General features: G+C 61.5%; 31 protein-coding genes. 12 read left to right on the top strand and 19 right to left on the bottom strand.

All coding sequences use genetic code 11. From position 1 onward, the window contains the following. Positions 1-45: 45 nt before the first annotated feature. From C5J22_RS29725 to C5J22_RS29700, 6 genes are all read right to left on the bottom strand, one after another. A complete protein-coding gene (locus C5J22_RS29725) occupies positions 46-345 on the bottom strand; it encodes a type II toxin-antitoxin system RelE/ParE family toxin (protein ID WP_105441190.1) in 300 nt (99 codons plus the stop codon). Beyond that, a complete protein-coding gene (locus C5J22_RS29720) occupies positions 342-605 on the bottom strand; it encodes a type II toxin-antitoxin system ParD family antitoxin (protein ID WP_105441189.1) in 264 nt (87 codons plus the stop codon). Before C5J22_RS29720 ends, C5J22_RS29725 begins: the two co-directional genes overlap by 4 nt. A 51-nt stretch (positions 606-656) precedes the next feature. After that, positions 657-1,160 (bottom strand): GNAT family N-acetyltransferase, encoded by a 504-nt coding sequence (locus C5J22_RS29715; protein ID WP_105441188.1) that lies wholly within the window; start codon positions 1,158-1,160, stop codon positions 657-659. Positions 1,161-1,362: 202 nt separating this feature from the next. Then, the gene (locus C5J22_RS29710) at positions 1,363-2,028 is read right to left on the bottom strand and encodes a hemolysin III family protein (RefSeq protein WP_105441187.1); all 666 of its coding nucleotides are present in this window, start codon (positions 2,026-2,028) and stop codon (positions 1,363-1,365) included. A gap of 85 nt (positions 2,029-2,113) precedes the next feature. Beyond that, positions 2,114-2,446: a TraR/DksA family transcriptional regulator gene (locus tag C5J22_RS29705; RefSeq protein ID WP_105441186.1), complete on the bottom strand. Its 333-nt coding sequence runs from the start codon at positions 2,444-2,446 to the stop codon at positions 2,114-2,116. Between the two features lie 14 nt (positions 2,447-2,460). After that, positions 2,461-2,871: a universal stress protein gene (locus C5J22_RS29700; protein ID WP_105441185.1), complete on the bottom strand. Its 411-nt coding sequence runs from the start codon at positions 2,869-2,871 to the stop codon at positions 2,461-2,463. A gap of 196 nt (positions 2,872-3,067) precedes the next feature. Here C5J22_RS29700 and C5J22_RS29695 point away from each other — a divergent pair, with 196 nt between their 5' ends. Together C5J22_RS29695 and C5J22_RS29690 are read left to right on the top strand one after the other, a co-directional pair. Next, positions 3,068-3,931, top strand: coding sequence for a VOC family protein (locus C5J22_RS29695; protein ID WP_105441184.1), 864 nt, complete (start codon positions 3,068-3,070; stop codon positions 3,929-3,931). Between the two features lie 143 nt (positions 3,932-4,074). Next, entirely contained in the window at positions 4,075-5,181 is a 1,107-nt protein-coding gene (locus C5J22_RS29690) for an AI-2E family transporter (RefSeq protein ID WP_371412687.1), read from the top strand. A gap of 22 nt (positions 5,182-5,203) precedes the next feature. Here the strand turns inward: C5J22_RS29690 and C5J22_RS29685 are convergent, their stop codons facing one another. Beyond that, the gene (locus C5J22_RS29685; protein ID WP_105405115.1) at positions 5,204-5,596 is read right to left on the bottom strand and encodes a DUF930 domain-containing protein; all 393 of its coding nucleotides are present in this window, start codon (positions 5,594-5,596) and stop codon (positions 5,204-5,206) included. Between the two features lie 116 nt (positions 5,597-5,712). On the opposite strand from C5J22_RS29685, the gene C5J22_RS29680 reads away from it, so the two are divergent. The 5 genes from C5J22_RS29680 (at position 5,713) to C5J22_RS29655 (ending at position 10,029) form a co-directional block, all read left to right on the top strand. Beyond that, positions 5,713-5,958, top strand: coding sequence for a hypothetical protein (locus tag C5J22_RS29680; RefSeq protein WP_105441182.1), 246 nt, complete (start codon positions 5,713-5,715; stop codon positions 5,956-5,958). Positions 5,959-6,162: 204 nt separating this feature from the next. Next, the gene (locus C5J22_RS29675; protein ID WP_105441181.1) at positions 6,163-8,271 is read left to right on the top strand and encodes a S9 family peptidase; all 2,109 of its coding nucleotides are present in this window, start codon (positions 6,163-6,165) and stop codon (positions 8,269-8,271) included. A 286-nt stretch (positions 8,272-8,557) separates the two neighbouring features. Continuing rightward, on the top strand, positions 8,558-9,070 hold the full coding sequence (locus C5J22_RS29665; protein ID WP_105441180.1) for a DUF1697 domain-containing protein: 513 nt from the start codon (positions 8,558-8,560) through the stop codon (positions 9,068-9,070). An 8-nt stretch (positions 9,071-9,078) separates the two neighbouring features. Next, positions 9,079-9,618, top strand: coding sequence for a hypothetical protein (locus tag C5J22_RS29660; RefSeq protein WP_105441179.1), 540 nt, complete (start codon positions 9,079-9,081; stop codon positions 9,616-9,618). A gap of 135 nt (positions 9,619-9,753) precedes the next feature. Continuing rightward, a complete protein-coding gene (locus tag C5J22_RS29655; protein WP_105441178.1) occupies positions 9,754-10,029 on the top strand; it encodes a hypothetical protein in 276 nt (91 codons plus the stop codon). Positions 10,030-10,038: 9 nt separating this feature from the next. Here C5J22_RS29655 and dmeF read toward each other — a convergent pair whose 3' ends face one another. Then, positions 10,039-11,025, bottom strand: coding sequence for a CDF family Co(II)/Ni(II) efflux transporter DmeF (dmeF, locus tag C5J22_RS29650; RefSeq protein ID WP_105441177.1), 987 nt, complete (start codon positions 11,023-11,025; stop codon positions 10,039-10,041). 20 nt (positions 11,026-11,045) lie between these two features. Further along, positions 11,046-11,330 (bottom strand): Ni(II)/Co(II)-sensing transcriptional repressor DmeR, encoded by a 285-nt coding sequence (gene dmeR / locus C5J22_RS29645; protein ID WP_371412011.1) that lies wholly within the window; start codon positions 11,328-11,330, stop codon positions 11,046-11,048. Positions 11,331-11,445: 115 nt separating this feature from the next. Here dmeR and C5J22_RS29640 point away from each other — a divergent pair, with 115 nt between their 5' ends. Both C5J22_RS29640 and C5J22_RS29635 read left to right on the top strand, forming a co-directional pair. Further along, positions 11,446-11,997, top strand: a complete 552-nt coding sequence (locus C5J22_RS29640; protein ID WP_105441176.1) for a hypothetical protein — start codon at positions 11,446-11,448, stop codon at positions 11,995-11,997. A gap of 151 nt (positions 11,998-12,148) precedes the next feature. After that, positions 12,149-12,562, top strand: coding sequence for a helix-turn-helix domain-containing protein (locus C5J22_RS29635; protein ID WP_105405121.1), 414 nt, complete (start codon positions 12,149-12,151; stop codon positions 12,560-12,562). A gap of 7 nt (positions 12,563-12,569) precedes the next feature. Here C5J22_RS29635 and C5J22_RS29630 read toward each other — a convergent pair whose 3' ends face one another. Together C5J22_RS29630 and C5J22_RS29625 are read right to left on the bottom strand one after the other, a co-directional pair. Then, a complete protein-coding gene (locus tag C5J22_RS29630) occupies positions 12,570-12,881 on the bottom strand; it encodes a type II toxin-antitoxin system RelE/ParE family toxin (RefSeq protein WP_105441175.1) in 312 nt (103 codons plus the stop codon). Between the two features lie 3 nt (positions 12,882-12,884). Next, positions 12,885-13,151 (bottom strand): type II toxin-antitoxin system ParD family antitoxin, encoded by a 267-nt coding sequence (locus C5J22_RS29625; RefSeq protein WP_105441174.1) that lies wholly within the window; start codon positions 13,149-13,151, stop codon positions 12,885-12,887. 362 nt (positions 13,152-13,513) lie between these two features. Between C5J22_RS29625 and C5J22_RS29620 the strand changes: the two genes are divergently transcribed. Continuing rightward, the gene (locus C5J22_RS29620) at positions 13,514-14,002 is read left to right on the top strand and encodes an N-acetyltransferase family protein (protein ID WP_371412686.1); all 489 of its coding nucleotides are present in this window, start codon (positions 13,514-13,516) and stop codon (positions 14,000-14,002) included. Positions 14,003-14,018: 16 nt separating this feature from the next. On the opposite strand, the gene C5J22_RS29615 is transcribed toward C5J22_RS29620, so the two are convergent. The 5 genes from C5J22_RS29615 to C5J22_RS29595 all read right to left on the bottom strand — a co-directional run bounded on the left by C5J22_RS29615 (position 14,019) and on the right by C5J22_RS29595 (position 16,863). After that, positions 14,019-14,210: a HicB family protein gene (locus tag C5J22_RS29615; RefSeq protein ID WP_105441193.1), complete on the bottom strand. Its 192-nt coding sequence runs from the start codon at positions 14,208-14,210 to the stop codon at positions 14,019-14,021. Between the two features lie 23 nt (positions 14,211-14,233). Further along, entirely contained in the window at positions 14,234-14,602 is a 369-nt protein-coding gene (locus C5J22_RS29610; protein WP_105441172.1) for a nuclear transport factor 2 family protein, read from the bottom strand. 11 nt (positions 14,603-14,613) lie between these two features. Then, entirely contained in the window at positions 14,614-15,528 is a 915-nt protein-coding gene (locus C5J22_RS29605; RefSeq protein WP_105441171.1) for a cytochrome c, read from the bottom strand. An 82-nt stretch (positions 15,529-15,610) separates the two neighbouring features. After that, positions 15,611-16,051, bottom strand: coding sequence for a cytochrome c (locus C5J22_RS29600; RefSeq protein ID WP_105441170.1), 441 nt, complete (start codon positions 16,049-16,051; stop codon positions 15,611-15,613). A gap of 179 nt (positions 16,052-16,230) precedes the next feature. Further along, positions 16,231-16,863, bottom strand: a complete 633-nt coding sequence (locus C5J22_RS29595; protein ID WP_105441169.1) for a LysE family translocator — start codon at positions 16,861-16,863, stop codon at positions 16,231-16,233. A 135-nt stretch (positions 16,864-16,998) separates the two neighbouring features. On the opposite strand from C5J22_RS29595, the gene C5J22_RS29590 reads away from it, so the two are divergent. Together C5J22_RS29590 and C5J22_RS29585 are read left to right on the top strand one after the other, a co-directional pair. Beyond that, a complete protein-coding gene (locus C5J22_RS29590) occupies positions 16,999-17,688 on the top strand; it encodes a YafY family protein (protein WP_105441168.1) in 690 nt (229 codons plus the stop codon). A gap of 97 nt (positions 17,689-17,785) precedes the next feature. After that, on the top strand, positions 17,786-18,430 hold the full coding sequence (locus C5J22_RS29585; RefSeq protein ID WP_105441167.1) for a ThuA domain-containing protein: 645 nt from the start codon (positions 17,786-17,788) through the stop codon (positions 18,428-18,430). Positions 18,431-18,432: 2 nt separating this feature from the next. On the opposite strand, the gene C5J22_RS29580 is transcribed toward C5J22_RS29585, so the two are convergent. The 3 genes from C5J22_RS29580 to C5J22_RS29570 all read right to left on the bottom strand — a co-directional run bounded on the left by C5J22_RS29580 (position 18,433) and on the right by C5J22_RS29570 (position 20,555). After that, positions 18,433-19,275 (bottom strand): metallophosphoesterase, encoded by an 843-nt coding sequence (locus tag C5J22_RS29580; protein WP_105441166.1) that lies wholly within the window; start codon positions 19,273-19,275, stop codon positions 18,433-18,435. Positions 19,276-19,377: 102 nt separating this feature from the next. Then, positions 19,378-20,112: a carbon-nitrogen hydrolase family protein gene (locus C5J22_RS29575; RefSeq protein ID WP_105441192.1), complete on the bottom strand. Its 735-nt coding sequence runs from the start codon at positions 20,110-20,112 to the stop codon at positions 19,378-19,380. A 71-nt stretch (positions 20,113-20,183) separates the two neighbouring features. Continuing rightward, positions 20,184-20,555 carry a DUF4440 domain-containing protein gene (locus C5J22_RS29570; RefSeq protein WP_105441165.1) on the bottom strand — a complete coding sequence of 124 codons (372 nt, stop codon included), beginning with the start codon at positions 20,553-20,555 and terminating at the stop codon, positions 20,184-20,186. Positions 20,556-20,670: the final 115 nt, after the last annotated feature.

Here is a 20,670-nt window from a genome sequence, read left to right as displayed (position 1 = left end):
TGGTGGGGCTGGGGGCGCATCTGGCGCTGCAGCGGAGCTGAGTGGTCAGTCGTCCGGGAAGAGGATGGCTTCGTAATCCTGGGCGGCGTTCAGGATATTGAGAATGTAGACATTGGCATCATCGACACGATAATAAATCACGTAATTCCCGTGGGGAACGCGGCGTATATCGGCGTGTTGCAACCGAGAAAGAAGCGGAAATCGGAATGGCATCCTCGCCAGATTCTGGCACCGCAAGAGCAGTTCCTCGACAAAGCTTTCCGCCCGCGAAGGATTGAACTGAGCAATATAGTCACCGATGCGCTCGAAGTCCTCTTCGGCCTCGGACGTGATGACAACGATCACTTGCCGCCGTCTTTCGCCATCGCGGCATATTTAGCCTTCAAGCGAGCAGCAACCTCGTCAATAGGCTTGAAGCGCCCCGCTTCGACATCTGCCAGACCCCGAGCCAACGCGGCGTCCAACGCCATAAGGCGTTTCTCGCGTTCCTCGACCAGCCGCACGCCTTCGCGCAGGACCTCACTACGGGAATTGTAGCGGCCGGACTTCACCAGTTCGTCGACGTAGCTTTCGAGATGCTGTCCAAGATTTGCGCTGCTTGCCATGGTCCTTCTCCGTTCATCGGAGAATACCAAAATCAATAACTATTATCAACGTCACCCCGGAACCTTCAGCTCCATGCAGGTCAAATCCAGCCAGCGGCCGAATTTGGTGCCGACTTCGGAGAACGTGCCGGCGGTGCGGAAGCCGAGTTTTTCGTGCAGGCCGATCGAGGCGGTGTTTCCAGCCTCGATGCAGGCGACCATGACGTGGATGTTGTTTTCGGAGGCGCGGGCGATCAGCTTCCGCATCAGCAGCCGGCCGATGCCGGCGCCGCGGAAATCGCGGTGGACGTAGACGGAATGCTCGACCGTGTGGCGGAAGCCGTCGAAGGCGCGCCAGTCGCCGTAGGAAGCGTAACCGGCGACCTTGCCGTTCACGTCCGCCACCACAACCGGAAAGCCGCGCGCCTTGCGGGCGGAGAACCATTCCTTGCGGTTCTGGAGGTCGACCAGAACATCGTTCCAGATCGCCGTCGTGTTGGCGACCGCGTCGTTGTAGATCTCCATGACGGTCGGGAGATCGGCTTCGGTGGCGTCGCGGACAAGGGGTTCGGTCATCAGGTTTCGTCCATCATGATACTCGTCCGTCCATTATATCAGACGACTGGATACCGAGTCCAGATTGGCCGGCCTTCTCCTTTGATAACTTCATGGGAATGGTTACGGCGGGCGGTATTTGCTGAGGTCCTAGCTTGGCCGACGGAATGCCGGAGTAGAGAGCCTGAAGCCGGCCGGCTACCCGCGATAACCGAACCTCGGATCAGAAACCGCCGGAGAGGCTGAAGCAGGTCATGACCGCGCCGTAGTGGACGGCGGCTGCGGCGACGACGAACCCGTGCCAGATGGCGTTCTGGAACCGCAGCCGCTCCCATACGTGGAAGATCACCCCGAGCGAATAGATGAAGCCGCCGATGACGATCAGCCAGACGGTGACCGCCGGCAGATATTGGGATATCGGCCCCGCCACCATCACCCCGCTCCAGCCCATGGCGAGGTAGAGCAGGATCGTCAGCTTGTCGAAACGGCCGGGAAACAGGCATTTCAGCGTGATGCCGAAGATCGCGGTCGCCCAGATCGCCAGAAGCATGGCGAATATCCAGGGGTCGTGCGCGCCGCGTTGCAGAAACGGCGTATACGTGGCGGCGATCAGGATGAAGATCGCCGAATGGTCGAGCCGCCGCAGCACCCATTTGGTGCGCGAGTGAGGCCAGATATTGTAGGTGAACGAGATCGACAGGCAGATGATCAGTCCGAGGCCGTAGATCCAGGCGGCAGCGATTTCGCCATGGCTCGACCAGACGGTCGCATAGAAGATCAGGGCGGTGGCGCCGATCAGCGCGAATACGATACCGACGCCGTGGATGATGCCATCCGCGACGATCTCGTGAAAATCGTATTTCCGTCCGAAATTGAAAAACTCGTTCATCCGACCTTCCGCCTGCCTGCTTTTAAGAATGAGCATGACTGCGGCGGAAGGCAAGAGAGGGACGATTCACATTCCGTTTCCCGCGTTAAACTTCGCCCGACACCTCGGCGGCGCAGGTCTGGCAAAGCGGCGTGTGCGGCACGGCATCGAGGCGCTGCTCGGCAATCGGCTGGCCACATCTGGCGCAGATGCCGAACGTTCCGGCGGCGATGCGGTGAAGTGCCGCATCGATGGCCGCAAGCTCCCGTTCGCCGGCTTCGCCCAATTCTTCCAGCACCTCGTCATTGTTGCGTTCGACCGCGCGGTCGTCGTCGTCAGGATTGCGGGGAGCGACGAAATCTTGTTCGATGCGGTTCAGGCGGCTTTCCAGCTCCGCCTTTCTCGCCCTCAGAACACCGCCATATCTTGTCGTATCCATGGGTCCGTTCCTTCTCAGCGGTCGATGAGGACCGAGCACGTGGCGTGGCGCACGACGCGATCGGCGGTGGCGCCGATCAGATAGTTCGACAGGTCCGGGATATGCGAGGCGACGACGATCAGGTCGGCGCCCTGATCCACCGAAGCGGCCAGGATCTCGCGCGCCGGCGAGCCTTGGCGGATCTCGATATCGGCCTCGATGCCGGCTTTCTCGCGAAGCTCGACGAGCTGCCGTTCGGCATCCTGGCGGGCTGCGACCGTCAGATCCACGGTCAGCTCGGAGACGAGATAAGCGGGCATGTCCTCGACCACGTTGACGATCAGGATGGTGCCGCCCGTGTCGAGCAGGTTCGACGCGGTGCGCAGGATGCGCTCGCCCTTTTCCAGAGCAGAGACATCCACTGCAACGATGATCTTCTTGTACATGCGATCTCCTTCATGCTTTTCGTCCTGTCGTAGCTCCGCCTGTTTCGAGCCGCCTTGATCAGGGTCAAAACCCGTACATTGTCCACAATTTGGAGACGATGAATCGCCGATTTGTGCTCTGTCGTGAACGATGGGCGTGGGCCATATAGCTGCAACAGGGCGTTTACCCCCGCCCGATGTCAGAGAGGATTTCGATATGTCCGATGTCACGCAGCCCTTTGCCCTTACCCGGCCCGCCCATGTCCGCGGCGCGCATCTGGTCGTCAGCGACCTGCCCCTGGTTTCCGGTTTCTACCAGAATATCATCGGCCTGAAGGTTATCGAGAAGAACCCGAGCGGCGAGGTGCTGGGCGTCGGCAGCCAACCGCTCCTGACGCTTTCGACCGGCAAAAACGTCGCCCGCGCGCCGCGCAATGCCGCCGGCCTGTTCCACACCGCCTTCCTGGTGCCGAACCGACAGGAGCTTGCCCGCTGGCTGGCACATTCCGCCCATAACCAGATCCGGCTGGAGGGTGCCTCAGACCACCTCGTCAGCGAGGCGATCTATCTGTCCGACCCCGAGGGCAACGGTATCGAGATCTACCGCGACCGTACCCCGCAGGAATGGGCCTATCAGCCAGACGGCACGGTCGCCATGGCGACCGAACGCCTGAACCTGCAGGAACTCTACAACAGCGCTCCGAAGCAGGCGTTTGACGGCATGGCGGACGGCACGGCGGTCGGTCACATCCATCTGCAGGTCGGCGATATTCCACAGGCCGACGCCTTCTATCGTGACGTGCTGGGCCTGAAGGTGATGGCGCGGTATCCCGGCGCCAGCTTCTTTGCAACAGGCGACTACCACCACCATATCGCCGCCAATATCTGGAACAGCCGCGGCGCGCAGGCCCGCGAAGGCAATATGACCGGGCTCTCGGACTACACCGTCCGGTTCAACGACAAGGCGGCGCTCGACAGGGCGCTGACGGCGCTCGATGCCCAGGAGATCGCCACGACCAAAACTGCCGAAGGCTGGTCGCTGAAAGACCCCTGGGGCATTGGCCTGACGCTGGCCGCCTGAGCGCAGCCAGCCCCGTTTTTGCGCACGAGCGGCGTTCCGGAACCGGAGCGCCGCTTTCGCGTTGAGAGCCATCACGGGGACCTCTGGACATGACAATCATGAGTGCGCGCGGCAATGGCAAGCTGAAGAAACACCTGACGGACATGTCGGCGCAACGCAAGGAGGCGGTCCTCCGTCCCGAAGATATCGAGGCCGCCGAGAACCTGCCGCTGGGGCGCGAGGCGCTCGACGTGGCGATGGCCTGGGCGGTGATCGGCATTTTCGCGATCGTGTTCTTCTCGCTCGTCCATTACATGTCGCTGATCCTGATCCCCGTGACGCTCGCCATCGTCGTCGGCCTGATCCTGGGTCTTGTCGCGGATCGCCTCAGCAAGGCCGGCGTGCCCCGTTTCGGCATTGCCTTCATCCTTTCGACGCTGGTCTTCGCGGCCCTGTTCCTGATCATCAATTCGCTCGCCGAACCGGTCGCGACGCTGATCCAGGAGGGCCCCAGTTTCATCGAGCGGACCATCAACCGCATCAAGCCGTTCCTCGAAAGCCAACATTGGCTGAACGTATCGCCCGCGACATTCGAGACCGGACCGATGTCGATGCAGTCGCTGATCGAGAATTCCGGAAACATCCTCGGCATCGTCACCGCCAACCTGACCCCGGCGATCATCCAGGGGATGATCTTCTTTGCGGCCCTGCTGCTCTTCCTCTATGGCCGGGTGCGGCTGCGGCGCACCATCATTCTCGCCTTCCCGACACGCCGCCAGCGGCTGATGGCGATCCGGGTGCTCAACTCGATCGACCAGGTGCTCGGCTATTATTTCGCGACCGCCAGCCTTCTCTATCTGGGGCTCGGGGTGGTGATGGCGCTGATCGCCTATTTCGGCGGACTTTCGATGCCGGTCCTGTGGGGCCTGTTCGCCTTCGTCTCCAGCTTCATCCCGTTCCTCGGCATCACCCTGATGACCGTTTCGGTGGCGATCGCCGGCATTCTTACCCACGACGCCCTGTTCCTCGGCCTGATCCCGGCGATCATCTTCTTCACCATCCACCTTGCGATGGAGAACCTGCTCTTCCCGGCGATCATGGGCCGGCAATGGGAGATCAATCCCTTCATCGTCTTCATCGCCATCCTGTTCTGGACCTGGATGTGGGGCGCGGTCGGGGCGATGCTCGCCCTGCCGCTTTCCCTGATCATGATGACGGTGCTGAACGAACTTTTCCCCGACCGGAAGACCGTGCCGCACCTGCCGGGATGACCTCGTTCGTCGAGATGTTACTCTACTCGTAGAGGTAATATTTTTCCCACTCCTCGCGCGGGACCTTCGAGCCGATCTTGTAGTCGAAGGACATCACTTTCAGGCCTTCGTCGCCGGTCTCGCATTTGTATTTGAGCCGGTACCAGTCGCCGGCGCTGCGGAAAACAGCGCCCGGTGCACGGATGGCATTGCCGGCCTCGATCGGATCGCCAAACGTGTAGGCAATCACCTTGTCCGGTTTGAACTCGCCCTTGTTGTCCTGCTTGATGCGATCCATCGCCTCGATATCGCAGCGCTGTTCGCGCCGCTCGTCCGGGGCGAGCGCATCGAGCTGTCGGACGATGCGGGCATCGAGCGCATGCGCCGGCAGGGCGGAAAGAAGGGCGAGTGCGGCAAGCGACCAGGTTTTTATCATGTCATTTCCTATCCAATATGACTCGGACGGGCGGAAACTATGAGACGGTTACGCAATTGACCACCTACCAGAACGGGAAATAGGATGATGTGATTGGGTGGGAGTAATGGGCCTGGATGACAGACGGTGCGCTTTCTGATGCGAAGAAGGAACAGATTAAATTGCGGGCGACATTCCTGAACAATATCGGGATCGGTGCCATTCTGATCGGCGTGTTCACGCCGATCGTTCGGGCAATGTACGAGCCTTCCGCAGCATCGGGAGATCTGGTCTCCATCGGTGGAACCATGGCGGTTTGCTTTTTATTCGGGGGAGTATTACATTTTGCGGGTAGTTGGATTTTAAGAGGGCTCAGCAAATGACAAGTGAGCAAATAATCCTGCTTCTGATGCCGGCTGTTGCTTTGGCGTTCGTTGTTGCTTTCGTATTCTGGCAGAGCTGGCTTGACGGCGTGCTTCCAAATCAGAAGCCGAAGAAGAAGTAAGCTCGCCCTCGCCTCCCCGCTTGCCTAGCGCCTAAGCGCCCCCTATCTCTGGCACTCCTTGCCTCACAACCGGAGTGCTTCCTTGGCCACCTCCCGCCTATCGCCTTTCGCCAATCTTCCCGCCGCTCCCGTTGCGCCCAGGAAGCCGGTCTCCGATACCCGCCACGGCATTACCCGCACCGACGACTATGCCTGGTTCCGCGCCGACAACTGGCAGGCGATGTTCAAGGATCCGTCGCTCCTCGATCCGGAAATCCGCAAACATCTGGAGTCCGAGAACGCCTATATGGAAGCGGCCATGGGCGACACGGCCGAGCTGCAGAAAAAGCTGTTTGCCGAGATGCGCGGCCGCATCAAGGAAGACGACAGCTCCGTGCCGATGAAGGACGGAGCCTTTGCCTACGGTACGCTTTATGTCACCGGCGGCGAGCAGCCGCATTATTTCCGCACCCCGCGCGACGGCGGGGACAAACAGTTGCTGCTCGACGGCGACAAGGAAGCGGTGGGCAAGGATTATTTTCGGCTCTCCGGCATCGACCACACGAGCGACCATTCCCGCGGCATCTGGGGTTATGACGACAAGGGTTCGGAATATTTCACCCTGCGCATCCGCGACCTCGCGATGGGAGAGGATCTTTCCGACGTGGTCGAAAATACCGGCGGCGGCGGCGTCTGGGCGCCGGACGGCCGGAGCTTCTTCTATACGCTGCAGGACGAGAACCACCGCCCCTCGAAAGTCTTCCACCACATTGTCGGCCAGCCACAGTCGGAAGACAGACTGGTCTACGAGGAGGAGGATCCGGGTTTCTTCATGGGCGTCGGCGGATCGCTGCTCGACGACTTCATCTATATCGACATCCACGACCACGAGACGTCGGAATATCGTCTGCTCTCGACCAAGGACCTGACGGCGGAGCCGGCGCTGGTCGCCGAACGCGAGGAAGGCATCGAATATTCGATGACCGAAGGCGGCGACGTCTTCTACATCCTCACCAATGACGGCGACGCCAAGGACTTCAAGATCTGCCAAACGCCCGTGACGGCGCCGGGCAAGCAGAACTGGACCGAGGTCGTGCCGCACGAGCCGGGTCGGCTGATCATCAGCCACATGGCATTCGCCCGTTATCTGCTGTGGCTGCAGCGCAAGGACGGCCTGCCGCAGATCATCATCCGCGACCGGACGACCGGTGAGGAACATGCTATCGCCTTTGCCGAAGAGGCCTATTCGCTCGGCCTGCAGGGGGCTGCCGAATACGACAGCGACGTCATCCGCTTTTCCTATTCGTCGATGACGACCCCGAGCCAACTCTACGACTACGACATGAGGACCCGCGAGCGGGTGCTTCTGAAGACCCAGGAAGTGCCGTCGGGCCACAATCCCGACGACTACGTCACCCGCCGGGTGATGGCGCCCGCGCATGACGGCGAACTGGTGCCGGTCTCGCTGCTCTACCGGAAAGATACGCCGCTCGATGGTTCGGCGCCTTGCCTGCTCTATGGCTACGGCGCCTACGGGATCACCATTCCGGCCGGGTTTTCGACCAACAACCTTTCGCTCGCCGATCGCGGCTTCGTTTATGCCATCGCCCATGTGCGCGGCGGCAAGGATAAGGGGTTCGCCTGGTACGAGACCGGCAAGATGGAATTCAAGGAAAACACGTTCAAGGACTTCATCGCCGCCGCCGACCACCTGGTGGCCCACGGCTTTACCTCCTACGAGAACATCATCGCCGAGGGCGGCTCGGCGGGCGGCATGCTGATGGGCGGCATCGCCAACATGGCGCCGGAAAAATTCGCCGGCATCATCGCCGCCGTACCCTTTGTCGATGTGCTCAACACCATGCTCGACGACACGCTGCCGCTCACCCCGCCGGAATGGCCGGAATGGGGCAACCCGATCGACAACCTCGAAGAATACCAGTGGATCGCCGCCTACTCGCCCTACGACAATGTCGAGGCGAAGCCCTATCCGCCGATCCTGGCCATTTCCGGCCTGACAGACCCGCGCGTCACCTATTGGGAACCGACCAAGTGGGTTGCGAAGGTCCGCGAGTTCTCGACCGGTACCGCACCGATCCTCTTGAAGACCAACATGGCAGCGGGGCATGGCGGCAAATCGGGCCGCTTCCAGCGGCTGGAGGAGATCGCCTTCGAATATGCGTTTGCGATCAAGGTGGCGGGGAAGATGTAGAAGGGTGTGGAGGGGATGAGAGAGGTTTTACCGCGCGATACCCCCCTCTGTCCTGCCGGACATCTCCCCCTCAAGGGGGGAGATCGGCTGGGCGCACCGGCTTCCCCAAACAAGAAACGCTACCGCCCAGCGTAAGGTTTAATCGGTGGGAGGAGCAAGCCGCTTGTGATCTCCCCCCTTGAGGGGGAGATGTCCGGCAGGACAGGGGGGGGTGGTGGGCGATGCCTTTCAATGCATGCCCGGCTACACCGGACCATAATTTAGGTTGCCTTCGGGAGGGGAGAAAATGACCGTCTACATTGCCCTGCTTCGTGCGGTGAACGTCGCCGGCACCACGCTCCAGATGACCGAACTCAAGGCGATCTGCGAAAATCTCGGCTTCACCGACGTCAAGACCTATATCCAGAGCGGCAACGTGCTGTTCCGGTCCGACGAGACGGAGGCCGAGGTCGCCGAGAAGCTTGACGAAGCGTTGGGCGGGAAATTGGGCAAAAAGCCGGGCGTCATGGTGCGCTCGACGCGGGAGATGGAGGCGATTGCCGAGAACGCGCCCTTCCCCGATGCCAAGCCGAATTTTCTGCTCGTGCATTTCCTGCCCGAAAAGGCCTCGAACGATGCGCTCGACAAGATGGTCGCGCCGGATGGCGAGGAGGCGGTCGTTGCCGGGCGCGAGATCTATGTCCATTATCCGGTCGGTTCGGGCAAATCGAAGCTGAAGCTGCCGGCGCTGAAACCCGGCACGTCGCGAAACCTCAACACCGTGCGCAAGCTCGCCGAAATGGCACGGGCGATGGGATAGGTGAACGGATGGCGGGCATCATCATTCCGATCGTCTGTTATGCCGTGATCCTCTATGTCCTGGGCGTGGCCGGTTGGTCCGTCTGGCGGCAGCGGAAGACCAAGCAGCCTGCCTGGCCGCCCTACCCCTTGATCAATGCGACCGAGGAAGAGATGGACCGGCGGCGGGCGGAGGTGCGCGACAGGCTTTCGCACCGGGCGCTCGGAGCCGAGCGGATGCGCCTTGTGTGGGAAAAGCTGCAGGAGGCCAAGATCGGCGAAGGGCTGATCCACGAATTCCACCGCGACTTCTGCGGCCACGGCCTGATCCGTACCGAGACCGGCGTCATTCTCTGTGACATCCAGGACGGCTTTCATCCGGAACCGGCCATCGCCACCTGGGCAAGCGAAGAAGAATTCGTCGCTTTCTTCTCCCGCCAGAGCGACTTTACCTTAAGCGGCTGGGATCCGGCCGAACCGGTCTTCTACACGGAAGACACATGGTACCGGCACAATCAGCGGCTCACTCAGGCGATATTCGACAGGTTTCTCCGCAACCAGAACGGATAAGGAACGCACCGAACAGCCGTTCATTGTCATTTTTTTGTCAAGCCCCTGCCGTCAATCGGCAATCCCGGACGCAAGCCTCGCGCAAGCTTCGTGCGTTAACTATTTGTTAACCATTCTGAACACGGGCGTTGCGCCATGAAGATCGATAGCGGCCTCAACGGCTATTATTATCCCAACCGGGCACAAGAGATGGACCGGAAAGTCGAGGAAGCGCCTCAGCGTGAAGCTGCGGCATTCCAGCGGTCTCCCAATGCCTTGACGGGAAGCGCCACGCTGCTGTCGTCTTCGCTTGCCAATGCGCTCTGGGTCATGGAAACCGACGATGCGGGCTCCGCAAACGTCGACACGCAAGGCCGATCCGCCCCCCAGGACTGGGTCGAAGGCCGCTATCAGGAATTCGCCGAATTCTAAGACATCCCGCTACGCCGTTCGGGCGGGCGTGACTTCCACCGTGACATGCGACAGATCCCGAATGCCCCGGAGCTTATCCTTGTAGAAGGACGGCGCCTGGGGTTTTGGCGTGACCAGCGCGACGATCGCCGCATGGTGTCCCGGACCAAGCTGCCAGACATGCAGGTCCGAAATCCTGTCCTCCTCCGTCTCGACGGTCCGACGGATCCTGCCGGCCAGTTCCGCGTCATCCGGTTGCGCGTCCAGCAACACCGTCGCGGTCGCGCGGATGAGCCCCCAGGACCAGCGCGCGATCACCAGACCGCCGACGACGCCCATGACCGGATCCAGCCAGGCCCAGCCATAGGACCGGCCGAGAATGAGCGCGACGATCGCCAGAACCGAAGTCAGCGCGTCGGCAAGGACATGCAGATAGGCGGCGCGCAGATTGTGGTCCTTGGCAGCCCCGTGCGCATGGGCGCCGTGATGACCGTGGTGTCCATGATGGCCGCCATGATGATGACCGCCGTCATGTGCATGGCCGCCGTGATGAGACCGGCCATGATCCTCCCGCAGCAGCCAGGCGCTGAGCAGGTTGACCGCCAGCCCGGCCACGGCGACGAAGATCGCCTGGTCGAAATCGATCGCCACCGGATTGGCGAGGCGGACAAAGCTTTCCCAGGCGATCAGCAGCGCGATCAGGGCGAGCACGATGGCGCTCGCGAAGCCGGCGAGATCGCCGAGCTTGCCGGTGCCGAACGTGTAGCGCGGATTGCGGGCCTGGCGGCGGGCATAGAGATAGGCGAGCGCTGCAATCAGCATGGCGCCGGCATGGGTGGACATGTGCCAGCCGTCGGCGGTCAGCGCCATCGAGCCGAAGATCGAGCCGGCGACGATTTCCGCCACCATCATCGTCGCCGTCAGCGCGATCACCAGCCAGACCTTGCGCTCGTTGCGCTCATGGTCGGCGCCCAGAAAAACGTGCTCATGCTTCAGCTCCTCGATGGATTGGGGCATGGTCTTCTCCTTCGTCTCGATCAGCGGATATAGGTGCGGAGCGCATCGGCGAGTTCGTCCACCGCCTGCGCCCTCTGTTTCTCGTCATCGGCATGCAGGACATGCTCGCGCAGATGATCCTCCATGACTTCACCGGTAAGCCCGGAAAGCGCGCCACGGATCGATGCGAGCAATTGCAGCACCTCGCCGCAGGGCGCCTCGGCTTCCAGCGCCCGCTCGACCGCCTCCATCTGCCCCTTCAGCCGGCGCACCCGCGCCAGAAGCTTTGCCTGTTCCCGAATGGTATGCGCCACGAGCGTCTCCATGTAATATAGGGGGGTACCCTATATCTCTGCGCACCGCCGATACAAGTGGAATCCGAAAGCTCCGTGCAGGTTTCGGGACCTAAGCCGCTAGTGGTCTCACACGGGGAGAGTCGCGATGACGACAATTGGAAGCACCAATCCTTATTACGCATCTCTTTACGGTATCCTTGGCAAGAACGGCGGCGACAAGAATGCTTCGGGGAATGCCAACGACTACGCGGCGCCGCGGCAGTCGGTCTCGGGCGGCATAACCGGCAGCGATACGGTGTTCGGCGCAAAGCTGGCAGATAGCCTGTGGACGATGGAAAGCCAGGGCGCCGAGGTCGATCAGGACGCCGGCGACACCTGGCTCGGCGAGGCACCGTCGACGAGATACGAGGACGAGTTCATGGATCTCGCCAAGAAGACCCTGGCCGAGCGCATCCGCGAACAGTATCTCAAGGACAAGGATCTTACCGAAGACGATCTCAAGACCATGTCGGCGGAAGACCGCGAGGCGATCGAGGCGGATATCCGCAAGGCGATCCTCGAGGCCATGGGCGTCAACGGTCAGAAGCAGGAAACCGCGATGGACATGGGCGGCGACCCTGCTGCACTGGCACAGGGCAACGCGCAGAAGCAGCAGTTGCAGAACGGCACCGAGGACGATCCGCTGTTCTCCATGTAAGGTTATAAAGCTTTCGGCGGCTGCGGCCTTGTCAGTCAGGGCTGTAGCCGTTTTACGTTGGGCGATCGGCGCCATGCCCCGCTTGCCTTCATGCCGGTGACTGACTAAATAATTCCTCCAGTGACTAGAGCTTCAAGAGGAATTTTCAGCCATGCTGTCGATCGGCGATCTTTCGAAACGCACCGGCGTCAAGGTGCCGACCATCCGCTATTACGAGCAGATGGGCCTGATCGAAGCGGCCGAGCGTTCGGAGGGCAACCAGCGGCGTTATGAGCGGCACGACCTCGAGCGGCTCGCCTTCATCCGCCATGCCCGCGACCTCGGCCTCGATATTCCGGCGATCCGCGAACTGATCGCGCTCAGCCAGCACCCCGACCTCCCTTGCGTCAACGCCGACAGGATCGCCGCCGATCATCTGATCGCCGTCCGTGAAAAGATCGAAAAACTGAAGAAGCTGGAACACGAACTCGAACGGATCATCTCACACTGCGACGGCCATTCGATCGAGGATTGTTATGTGATCCGGGCGCTATCCGACCACGGGCTGTGCGAGGGGGAGCATTGAGAGCGGGTCAGAGGCGTTCTTCGAGAATCTCGGTGGTCGCCAAGCGACCATTGTAGAAGAAGCCCAGAATGACGACCCGCTCCTCCTGAACGACGAAGGCGATGCTGAGGCTGCGACGATAACCGATGATCCGCAGCCCCGGAACAGGTCCTTCGCGGACAGTCCCCCGCTCGGGAAATTCGGCCATGTCCTCAATGAATTTGCGAATGCCGACAACGTAATTCCAGGCGACGGGCGGACCGGCCCGATCGGCGATGTAGTCATATAGCGCGTCGAGTTCTTCCTCAGCCTTTTCGTGAATGATGATCGTGCGCCGCATCGCCTATTTGGCTTTCGCCACGCGAGCGTGATGCTTGGCTTCAAGCCGAGCGAAAGCGGTATCGAGCGGCACGCCTTTCGAAGCATCCGCCTGCAACTCCTCGAACCGCGAGGGAATTTCGTTGCGAAGCCACTTATCTCGAGCCTCTTCGAAATCCTCGAGCATGCGCAGACCGGCGCGTACCACTTCGCTCGCGTTGTTATAACGTCCCGACTCCAGTTGCTTCTTGATAAAGCGCTCATAGTGGTCATTCAGTGCTATGCTGGCCATCGTGTTTTACACTCCTACGGACAGCGAGAATGTAACATCTATTGTTATTATATGATACCTAGCTGTTGCCAGTATGGGCCATGCCCTGCCAGTCTAATAACCTGGATTCAACCAGTGACCGGGGCATGGCGGAGGCGATCATGGCGGCGGCCAACCGTTTCGCGGATGGCGCTTGACAAGATTTGAGATCGGGAGCATCTAGGCGCCATGATCAACACGCGCACAACCATCGCCTGCTCGTATTTTTGGGCCTTCCTTTAAAGGGCGGCTCGACAGATCACCATGTCAACAAGCCGCCGTCAGGCGGCTTTGTTGTTTCAAACGGCACCTGACGGCGAGAAGACCGAAAAAGGATGCCGGAAATGACTGAAGATACCGATATTACCCTGCCTCGCCCGTCGGTCGTGACGATCCGCAGCGCGAAATCACGCGATCTGCCGGAACTCAACGAGATGATCGCGCTGCTTGCCGCGCATCACAACGATCCCGCCGGCATCACCCCCGAAAAACTCGAGCGCGACCTGTTCGGCGCGATGCCGTGGATCAGCGCGCTTGTCGCCGATACCGGCTCGGAGCTGATCGGCTACGCCATTCTCGTGCCGCTCTACCGGGCGCAGGAAGGCACCCGTGGCATGGACCTGCACCATCTCTTCGTGCGCGACGGGCATCGCGGCCACGGCATCGGTCAGCACCTGGTCACGCGTGCCCGCGAGATCGCCAAGAATGCCGGCTGCGACTATCTTTCGGTCAGCGCCGCCACCGGCAATTTCGCCGCCCACCGCTTCTACGAACACATGGATTTCAAGCCGCGCCCGGTCACCGGCATGCGCTATACGCAGGCGCTGGCGTAGAATCTGCGGCCGAGGCCTATCCGGCGGCCTTGGCCAGGATTCTCAGATAATCGTCGACCGCCTCGTGGAAGGCGGTCCCAAGACCAGTGACGGTCTTGGCGTGAAAGCCGACGAGATCGGCAATGCCCGCGATATGACCAACGAAGATTTCGTCTTCGGCATCAAATTCGATGACGGCGGAATGGCCTTTGTATTCCCGTAGGTCCATGGCTTCGTTCCCGAACTCGTTCATCATTCCGGAAAACGGCTGAGATGTTCGTGAATGATCTTCCACTCCGAACCCTCCCTGCGTAGCACGGTCGTACCGCGCCCCTCCCCTTCGAAGGTCTTGCCGTCGATATCCGCTTTCCACCGGAAGCGATAGGTGCAACTCGCGGCCTCAGCGCCTACTGCAATCCACTCCACGTCCTCCAGCCAATAGATTTCATTCTGGAGGTTTTTCCAGGTTTCCTCGAATGCGGCCCGTATTTCCGCAATTCCGCGATGGGTGCCGTCCGTGAACCAAAAGGTCGCGTCGCGCGAGATCAGCGGTTCAACGTCGTCGAAGCGGCGAAGATTGATCTTCGTCTCGTAGAGTTTCATGTGATCCTGCGGACCCATAGTGTACTCCCTTATCTCGCCGGCACCGCCTTCAGATAGGCGGCGATTGCCTCAAGATCGCCTTTCGGCAGATGCGCGAGGTTCTGCTGCACTTCGACCATGGAGCCACCGACGGTGTCGAAATCCGGGGTGAAGCCGGTTTCGAGGTAACCGGCGATGTCGCTCTCGCTCCAGGAGCCGACATCCTTCGAGCCCGGCGTGATGTTGGGGATGGTTCCCTTGCCTTCCGGGTTGGGGCCGCCGGCGAGCCAGCGGTCGGGGAGAAAACCGCCCGTCGCGTCGCGCGGCGTGTGACATTCGCCGCAATGGCCGGGACCTTCGACCAGGAACTGGCCGCGCTTGACCTTGTCGTCGGCAGAGGCAAGCTGCACCCGCGGCTGATCGTTGAAATAGAGGAGTTTCCAGCCGCCGACCGCCAGCCGGATATTATAGGGGAACGGCAGTTCGTGCGGCGGCGCGACATTGGTGCTCGCCGGCAGGGTCTTCAGGTACCCGAAGAGATCGTTGATGTCCCTGGCCGAGAGCCTCGAATAGGAGCCGTAGGGGAAGGACGGGAAGAGGTGTTCGCCGTCCGGCCCCACCCCGCGGGTCGTGGCATTGCCGAACTGCGCCAAGGTCCAGTTGCCGATGCCGGCATTCGGATCGGGCGAGATGTTGGGAATATGGAATGTCCCGAACGGGCTCGGCAGCGCCCTGCCGCCGGATAGAACCTTCAGCGCGTCGCCGGTGGCGCCGGTCGCGGTATGACAGCTCGAACAGCCGCCGGCCCAGAAGAGCTGTTCGCCCTTGGCAAGATCCGGCGCGCCGAGGCCCGCCCAATGGGAATCCGGATAGGGATCGGGCTTGGTCAGCGCCCAGGCCGTGGCAGCACCCGCGGCGATCACCACGACGCCCGCCGCCAGGATTTTGGACCATATCGAGGCCATCGCCTTCCTCCAGCGTTACGAGATCATACCAGGACGGCCGCAGAAGGCTGCGGCCGTCCCATATGCCAAGACAGGGCAGCGATCACTTCAGGCGGAAGTTCTGATGGCAGGTATTGCAGTTGCCGCCGAGCGTCTGCAGGGCCTTGCCGACGGCGGCCTGGTCCGCCGGCATGGACGCCAGAAGCGCCTCCGCGTCGGAACCGAGCTTCTGCGCGTTCCCACGGAATTCGGCGTTCTTTTCCCAGATGGCTGGTGCCGCCTTGGTCTTGTCGCCGGTCTCGGAGCCTGCCGGAAACTGATCCGGGAAGGCCTTGATATTGGTGCTGATCGTGGTCAGCGCCGTGCGCACGGCAGCCTGGTCATAGGGCTTTTCGCCCTTGGCGATCCCGCCGAGCGCGCCGGCTGCACCGCCGATACCCTTCATCAGCGCCTGGCGCTTGGTAATCGGCGTTTCCTGTGCGGTCACGGCCGTAAAGCCAAGACAGAGTACGGCCGCGGCGGCGGCAATCAGTTTAAGCTTCATCCATTCCTCTCCTCATCGAGCCGGTCATGCCGGCGCATTTTAGCAACCTCATGATTGCCGGCTTATGCGTTTGAAAAAAGTAACTTTTCTGTCATGAGGCCGCGAGCGCTCCGCCCTGTTGCCGGGCAGGCACGGAATGTGAAGGAGATATGTCTCGCCGAGACTGCTCAAGCCGTCCTTCAGGCCGTCACCCCTTCCCAGAGCGTCAGCATGGAAACGGCAAGCAACAGGAGGCCGGCGATCCGCCCGACCCAGATCGTCGCGCTGCCATTGCCGACCAGGAATTGTCGCGCGTGGCCGGCGGCGACGGCGAGGCCGCCGTAGATCGCGAGTTGGGTCCCAGCCGTCATCGCCGCCATGATCGTCGCCTGCGGGGCGAGCGGCCCGAAATCCGGCCGCAGGAACTGCGGATAGACGGCGAGCATGAACAGATAGGCCTTGGGATTGATGAGGCAGGTGACCGCGCCGCGCCGGAACGCTTCCCAGTTCGACCGCGTGTCCGCCGGGCCGACATGATCGACGGTGATCGAACTGCGGATCAGGCTGACGCCGATCCAGGCCATGTAGAGCGCGCCGGCGATCAGCAGCGGCTTGAACAGGACCGGCATCAGGCTTGCGAGCAGGCCGACGCCGACCGCGCCATAAAGCGAGTGCACCAGCCCGCCGGCGATGATGCCGGCGGTGGCGGCAAGCCCCGCCGTGCGGCCGCGGGTCAGCGAATTGGCGAGCACGAAGATCATGTCCATGCCCGGCACGACGATGATGCCGAACAGGAGGGTGAAAAAGAGCCAGAGATTTTCGGTGTAAGTCATGTCAGTTTCTTGAGCCTCGCAATGTCGGCTTCGAATGCCGAAGCCTTGTTTTTCAACCGGATATGCGGTCCTATACGGCAGCCCAACTGACAGCGTATTGTCAGTAGCGATCGTCTGACCACAAGGAAAACCGGCATGCGCAAGGCCTCGCGCCTGTTCGAGATCATCCAGATCCTGCGGCTCGCCAAAAAGCCGGTGACGGCGGCGGAGATCGCGGCGCAGCTGGAAGTCACCGTCCGTTCCATTTACCGGGATATCGCGGCGCTGCAGGCGATGCGGGTGCCGATCGAGGGCGGGCGCGGCATCGGTTATATCCTGCGCCCCGGCTTCACGCTGCCGCCGCTGATGCTGTCGATCGAGGAGACGGAAGCGATCGTGCTGGCCTTGGCGCTGCTGGAGCGGACCGGCGACACCGAGCTCCGGCAGGCCGCCAAGCAGGTGAACCGCAAGATCGCCGCCGTGGTGCCGGCGCCGCTTGCCGGGACGTTTTCCGCCAATGCGCTGCATGCCTGGGGTTCGGTCGCGCCGGTGCCGGACGCGCTGGACCTTGCGATGGTGCGCCGGGCGATCCGCGACGAACAGAAGCTGGCGCTCGACTACCGCGACGAATATGCCCGGGCCACGGAACGGACGATCCGGCCGGTGGCGCTGATCTATTATTCGCAGACAGCCAATATCGTCGCCTGGTGCGAGCTCCGGCAGGCGATCCGCAATTTCCGCGCCGACCGGGTGGAGCATTGCGAACTGGCGGATGGCTTCTTCCGCGGCGAAGGCGAGAAACTGCGGTCGCTCTGGGTTCAGGGCTGGACCAGCCCGCCGATGTGACCGCCCCGTGACTTTCGCCCCTCTCCTGACAGCCGGCGGCTTTGTCCCTATGGTGCGCCCGCTTCGTCAGGAAACAGCAGGACATGGGAGACATCGAATGCGTAGGGCCATCATCGTCTGGGGCGGATCGAAAATCCATGAGCCGGAGCAATGCGCAGGCATTACCGGCGAGATCCTTCGGGAGGACGGTTTTGCGGTCGAGATCACCGGCGATCTCGGCATCTTCGGCTCCCAGACCATCGCCGCTGCCGACCTGCTGGTGCCGATCATCACCGGCGAAAAGCTGGAAAGGGTGGATGCCAATGCGCTTGTCGAGGCGGTGCGCGGCGGGCTCGGGCTTGGCGGCCACCACGGGGCGCTTGCAACCTCCTTCAAGGAGAGTGCTGCCTTCCGTTATCTTGCCGGGGTCACCTGGGCGGCGCATCCTGGCAATATCATCGACTACCGCGTCAACGTCACTCGCCCCAACGACCCGGTGATGCAGGGCATAGCCGATTTCGACTACCGGTCTGAGCAGTATTACCTGCATTACGATCCGTCAGTCGAAATCCTCGCGACGACGACTTTTTCCGGCGAATATGACGAGGCGGTGCGCAACGTGACGATGCCCGTCGTCTTCAAGCGCCATTTCGGCAAGGGACGGATTTTCTATTCGGCACTTGGCCATGTAGCGGCCGAATTCGACCATCCGCAGATGCGCAGCATCCTGCGGCGCGGGCTTTCCTGGGCGGCGCGCGGCTGAGCCTAGAGAGCGAGGGTACGGCTTTCCTCGCGGCCGTGGCCGATGATCTCGATACGGTCGGCAAAGATCTCGATGACGGCAAACGCGTTTTCCGCCTGCGTATCGACCATGCCCTTGAAGTTCACATACCAGGTGTTTCCGGCCCGGCCGAGATTGCCCACGTGGTTATGGCCGTTCAGATAGGCGATCACATTGCCCGAACGGGCGAAAAGAGCGGTCAGCCGCTTGGCACCCCAGAGATTGTGCTCGTTTTCTGGGTAAAGCGGATAGTGGCCCATGACCACGACCTTCTCGTCCGCAGCGCTTGCCCGCTCCAGCACCGCCTCCAGCCAGGCGAACTGGTCGTCGCCGATGCCGCCGTTCCATTCCTTGGCGTTGATCGCGCCTTCGCCCAGCAATGTTTCCAGCCGCTGCTGCGCCAACGTGTGGCGCGGGTGGCCTTCCGGGGTGGAAAACAGGCTGATCTCGTTGCCGTCGATCACCACGAAGCGAACACCGCCGCGGGCAAAATCGTGCCAGGCGGCCGGCATGCCGAGCCGTTTGTGGACATCGCCGAGCTGCGCTGGCGCGACGAAGAAATCGTGATTGCCCGGCATCAGAAAACTTTCGTGGCGCAGGCCCTGATAGACAGCAAGCACCGGATCGTAGCTCTCCCAGCCCCGATCGATGAGATCGCCCAGCGTCACCACGAAGGACAGATCCTCGCCGTTCAGCACGCCGATCGCCTGGCGCAGCTTGTCGAGGCTGTTGGCGTAATAACGGTCCATCTCCAGCCATGGCGGCAGGTCGGCATATTGCGGATCGGCGATCACGCCGAAGCGGAGAAGCGGTTTTTCGTGGGGCATTTCGCGGAGTTAGCCGGTGGCTGTGACAGGCGTGTGACGATTGGGGCGTGGCGAGGGCTCGTGGGCACAGATCTTTCCAGCATGTACCGACAACGGATCTCCTCACAGTGGAATATCGAAAAACAGCAGGCCGAACTTGTCGAGCGGCAGTTGCGCCGCCACTTGACCTTGCTGGTCCAGCACCGCCGTTGGTCCCCAAGCAATCCGGCCATTGCGCTCGCCGGTCACGTCCGAAGACACGAGCCAAAGGCCAGTCTCGCGGCATCTTTCACCTCGGATGGCATTGTGCTGATCCCGGTAGATTTCGGCTTTCTCCCGCGGCATCATGTTGTTGGCGAGGCAGACGATGAGCGACGCGCCGAGATCGGCCACCTCGCGCGCCACGTCGGAAAAATTGGTGTCGTAACAGATGTTGATGCCGAAACGCAGGCCGTCGACATCGAACATGGCAGGATCGGTGCCGGCATCGAATGCCCCTTCGCCCCTGAGGAGATGGCGTTTGCGATACCGCCCGACGAGCCTGCCGCACGCAATCACTACGGCCGCGTTGAACAGCCGCCCGCCCTCCGCCTCGATCAGGCCGAGTGCGATGATCGGCCCGGATTTTGGAAACCGGTCAAGTATGGCCTTGAAGGCGGGTGAAGACAGGTCGAGGGCCACGCGCCGGGCGGCATCGGCATCGGTCAGATAACCTTGGAGAAATCCTTCGGGAAAACACAGCAGGCGTGCCCCGCCAGCCTCAGCCTGTCGTGCCACCTCGTTGACGCAGGTCAGAGCCGCAGCGATATCGTCCCGATATTCGGCCGTCTGGGCTGCAGCTATGCGAACGGTCTTCAGCATGGATCCAGGCTTCCGAAGACCTTAGCAAACATGGCTTCAAACCATGTGCCCGGATTCGGGGCTCTAGTTCAAGCGATCACCGTGCCCTGATGAAAGACGATCTTCCAGCCGGTCGCAGTGCTCCTCCAGAACGTGGACCGCCGGCTGAGGCGGTCGGGTTCTTCCAGAACATAGGACAGATGGTAGAGGTCGTCGGCGAGGCGGCTGATGGTGAAATCCCGGCAGAGCCAGTCGTGGGGCTCCGGCTCGCGGTATCGTTCGAGAAGGTTGGCGATGACGAATTCGCGTCGGTAGACTTTGCCGCTGGCGCCGATTTCCCAGAAGGCTTCATCGGTCATGGCTTCCAGCGCCTCGCGACTGGTGCCTAATTCGCGACGATGGAAGATCGGCTCGCGGGCGGCGAGCTCTGCCAGGATCATCTCTATCGATTGCTCGTCCATATCCTGCTTCCCTCCTATTTTCGCGCCGATGACCGAGTTCAAAAACAAAAAACACCCGGCGCCTTTGCGACACCGGGTGGGATCCTCGGGTTAAACCCGAGGATGACGGCGGTTG

The organism is Neorhizobium sp. T25_13 (genome assembly GCF_002968675.1).
In the GTDB taxonomy this organism is placed as follows: domain Bacteria; phylum Pseudomonadota; class Alphaproteobacteria; order Rhizobiales; family Rhizobiaceae; genus Neorhizobium; species Neorhizobium tomejilense.
Note: the sequence above shows the minus strand (reverse complement) of the source record. Positions and strands in the feature narration are given on the sequence as shown.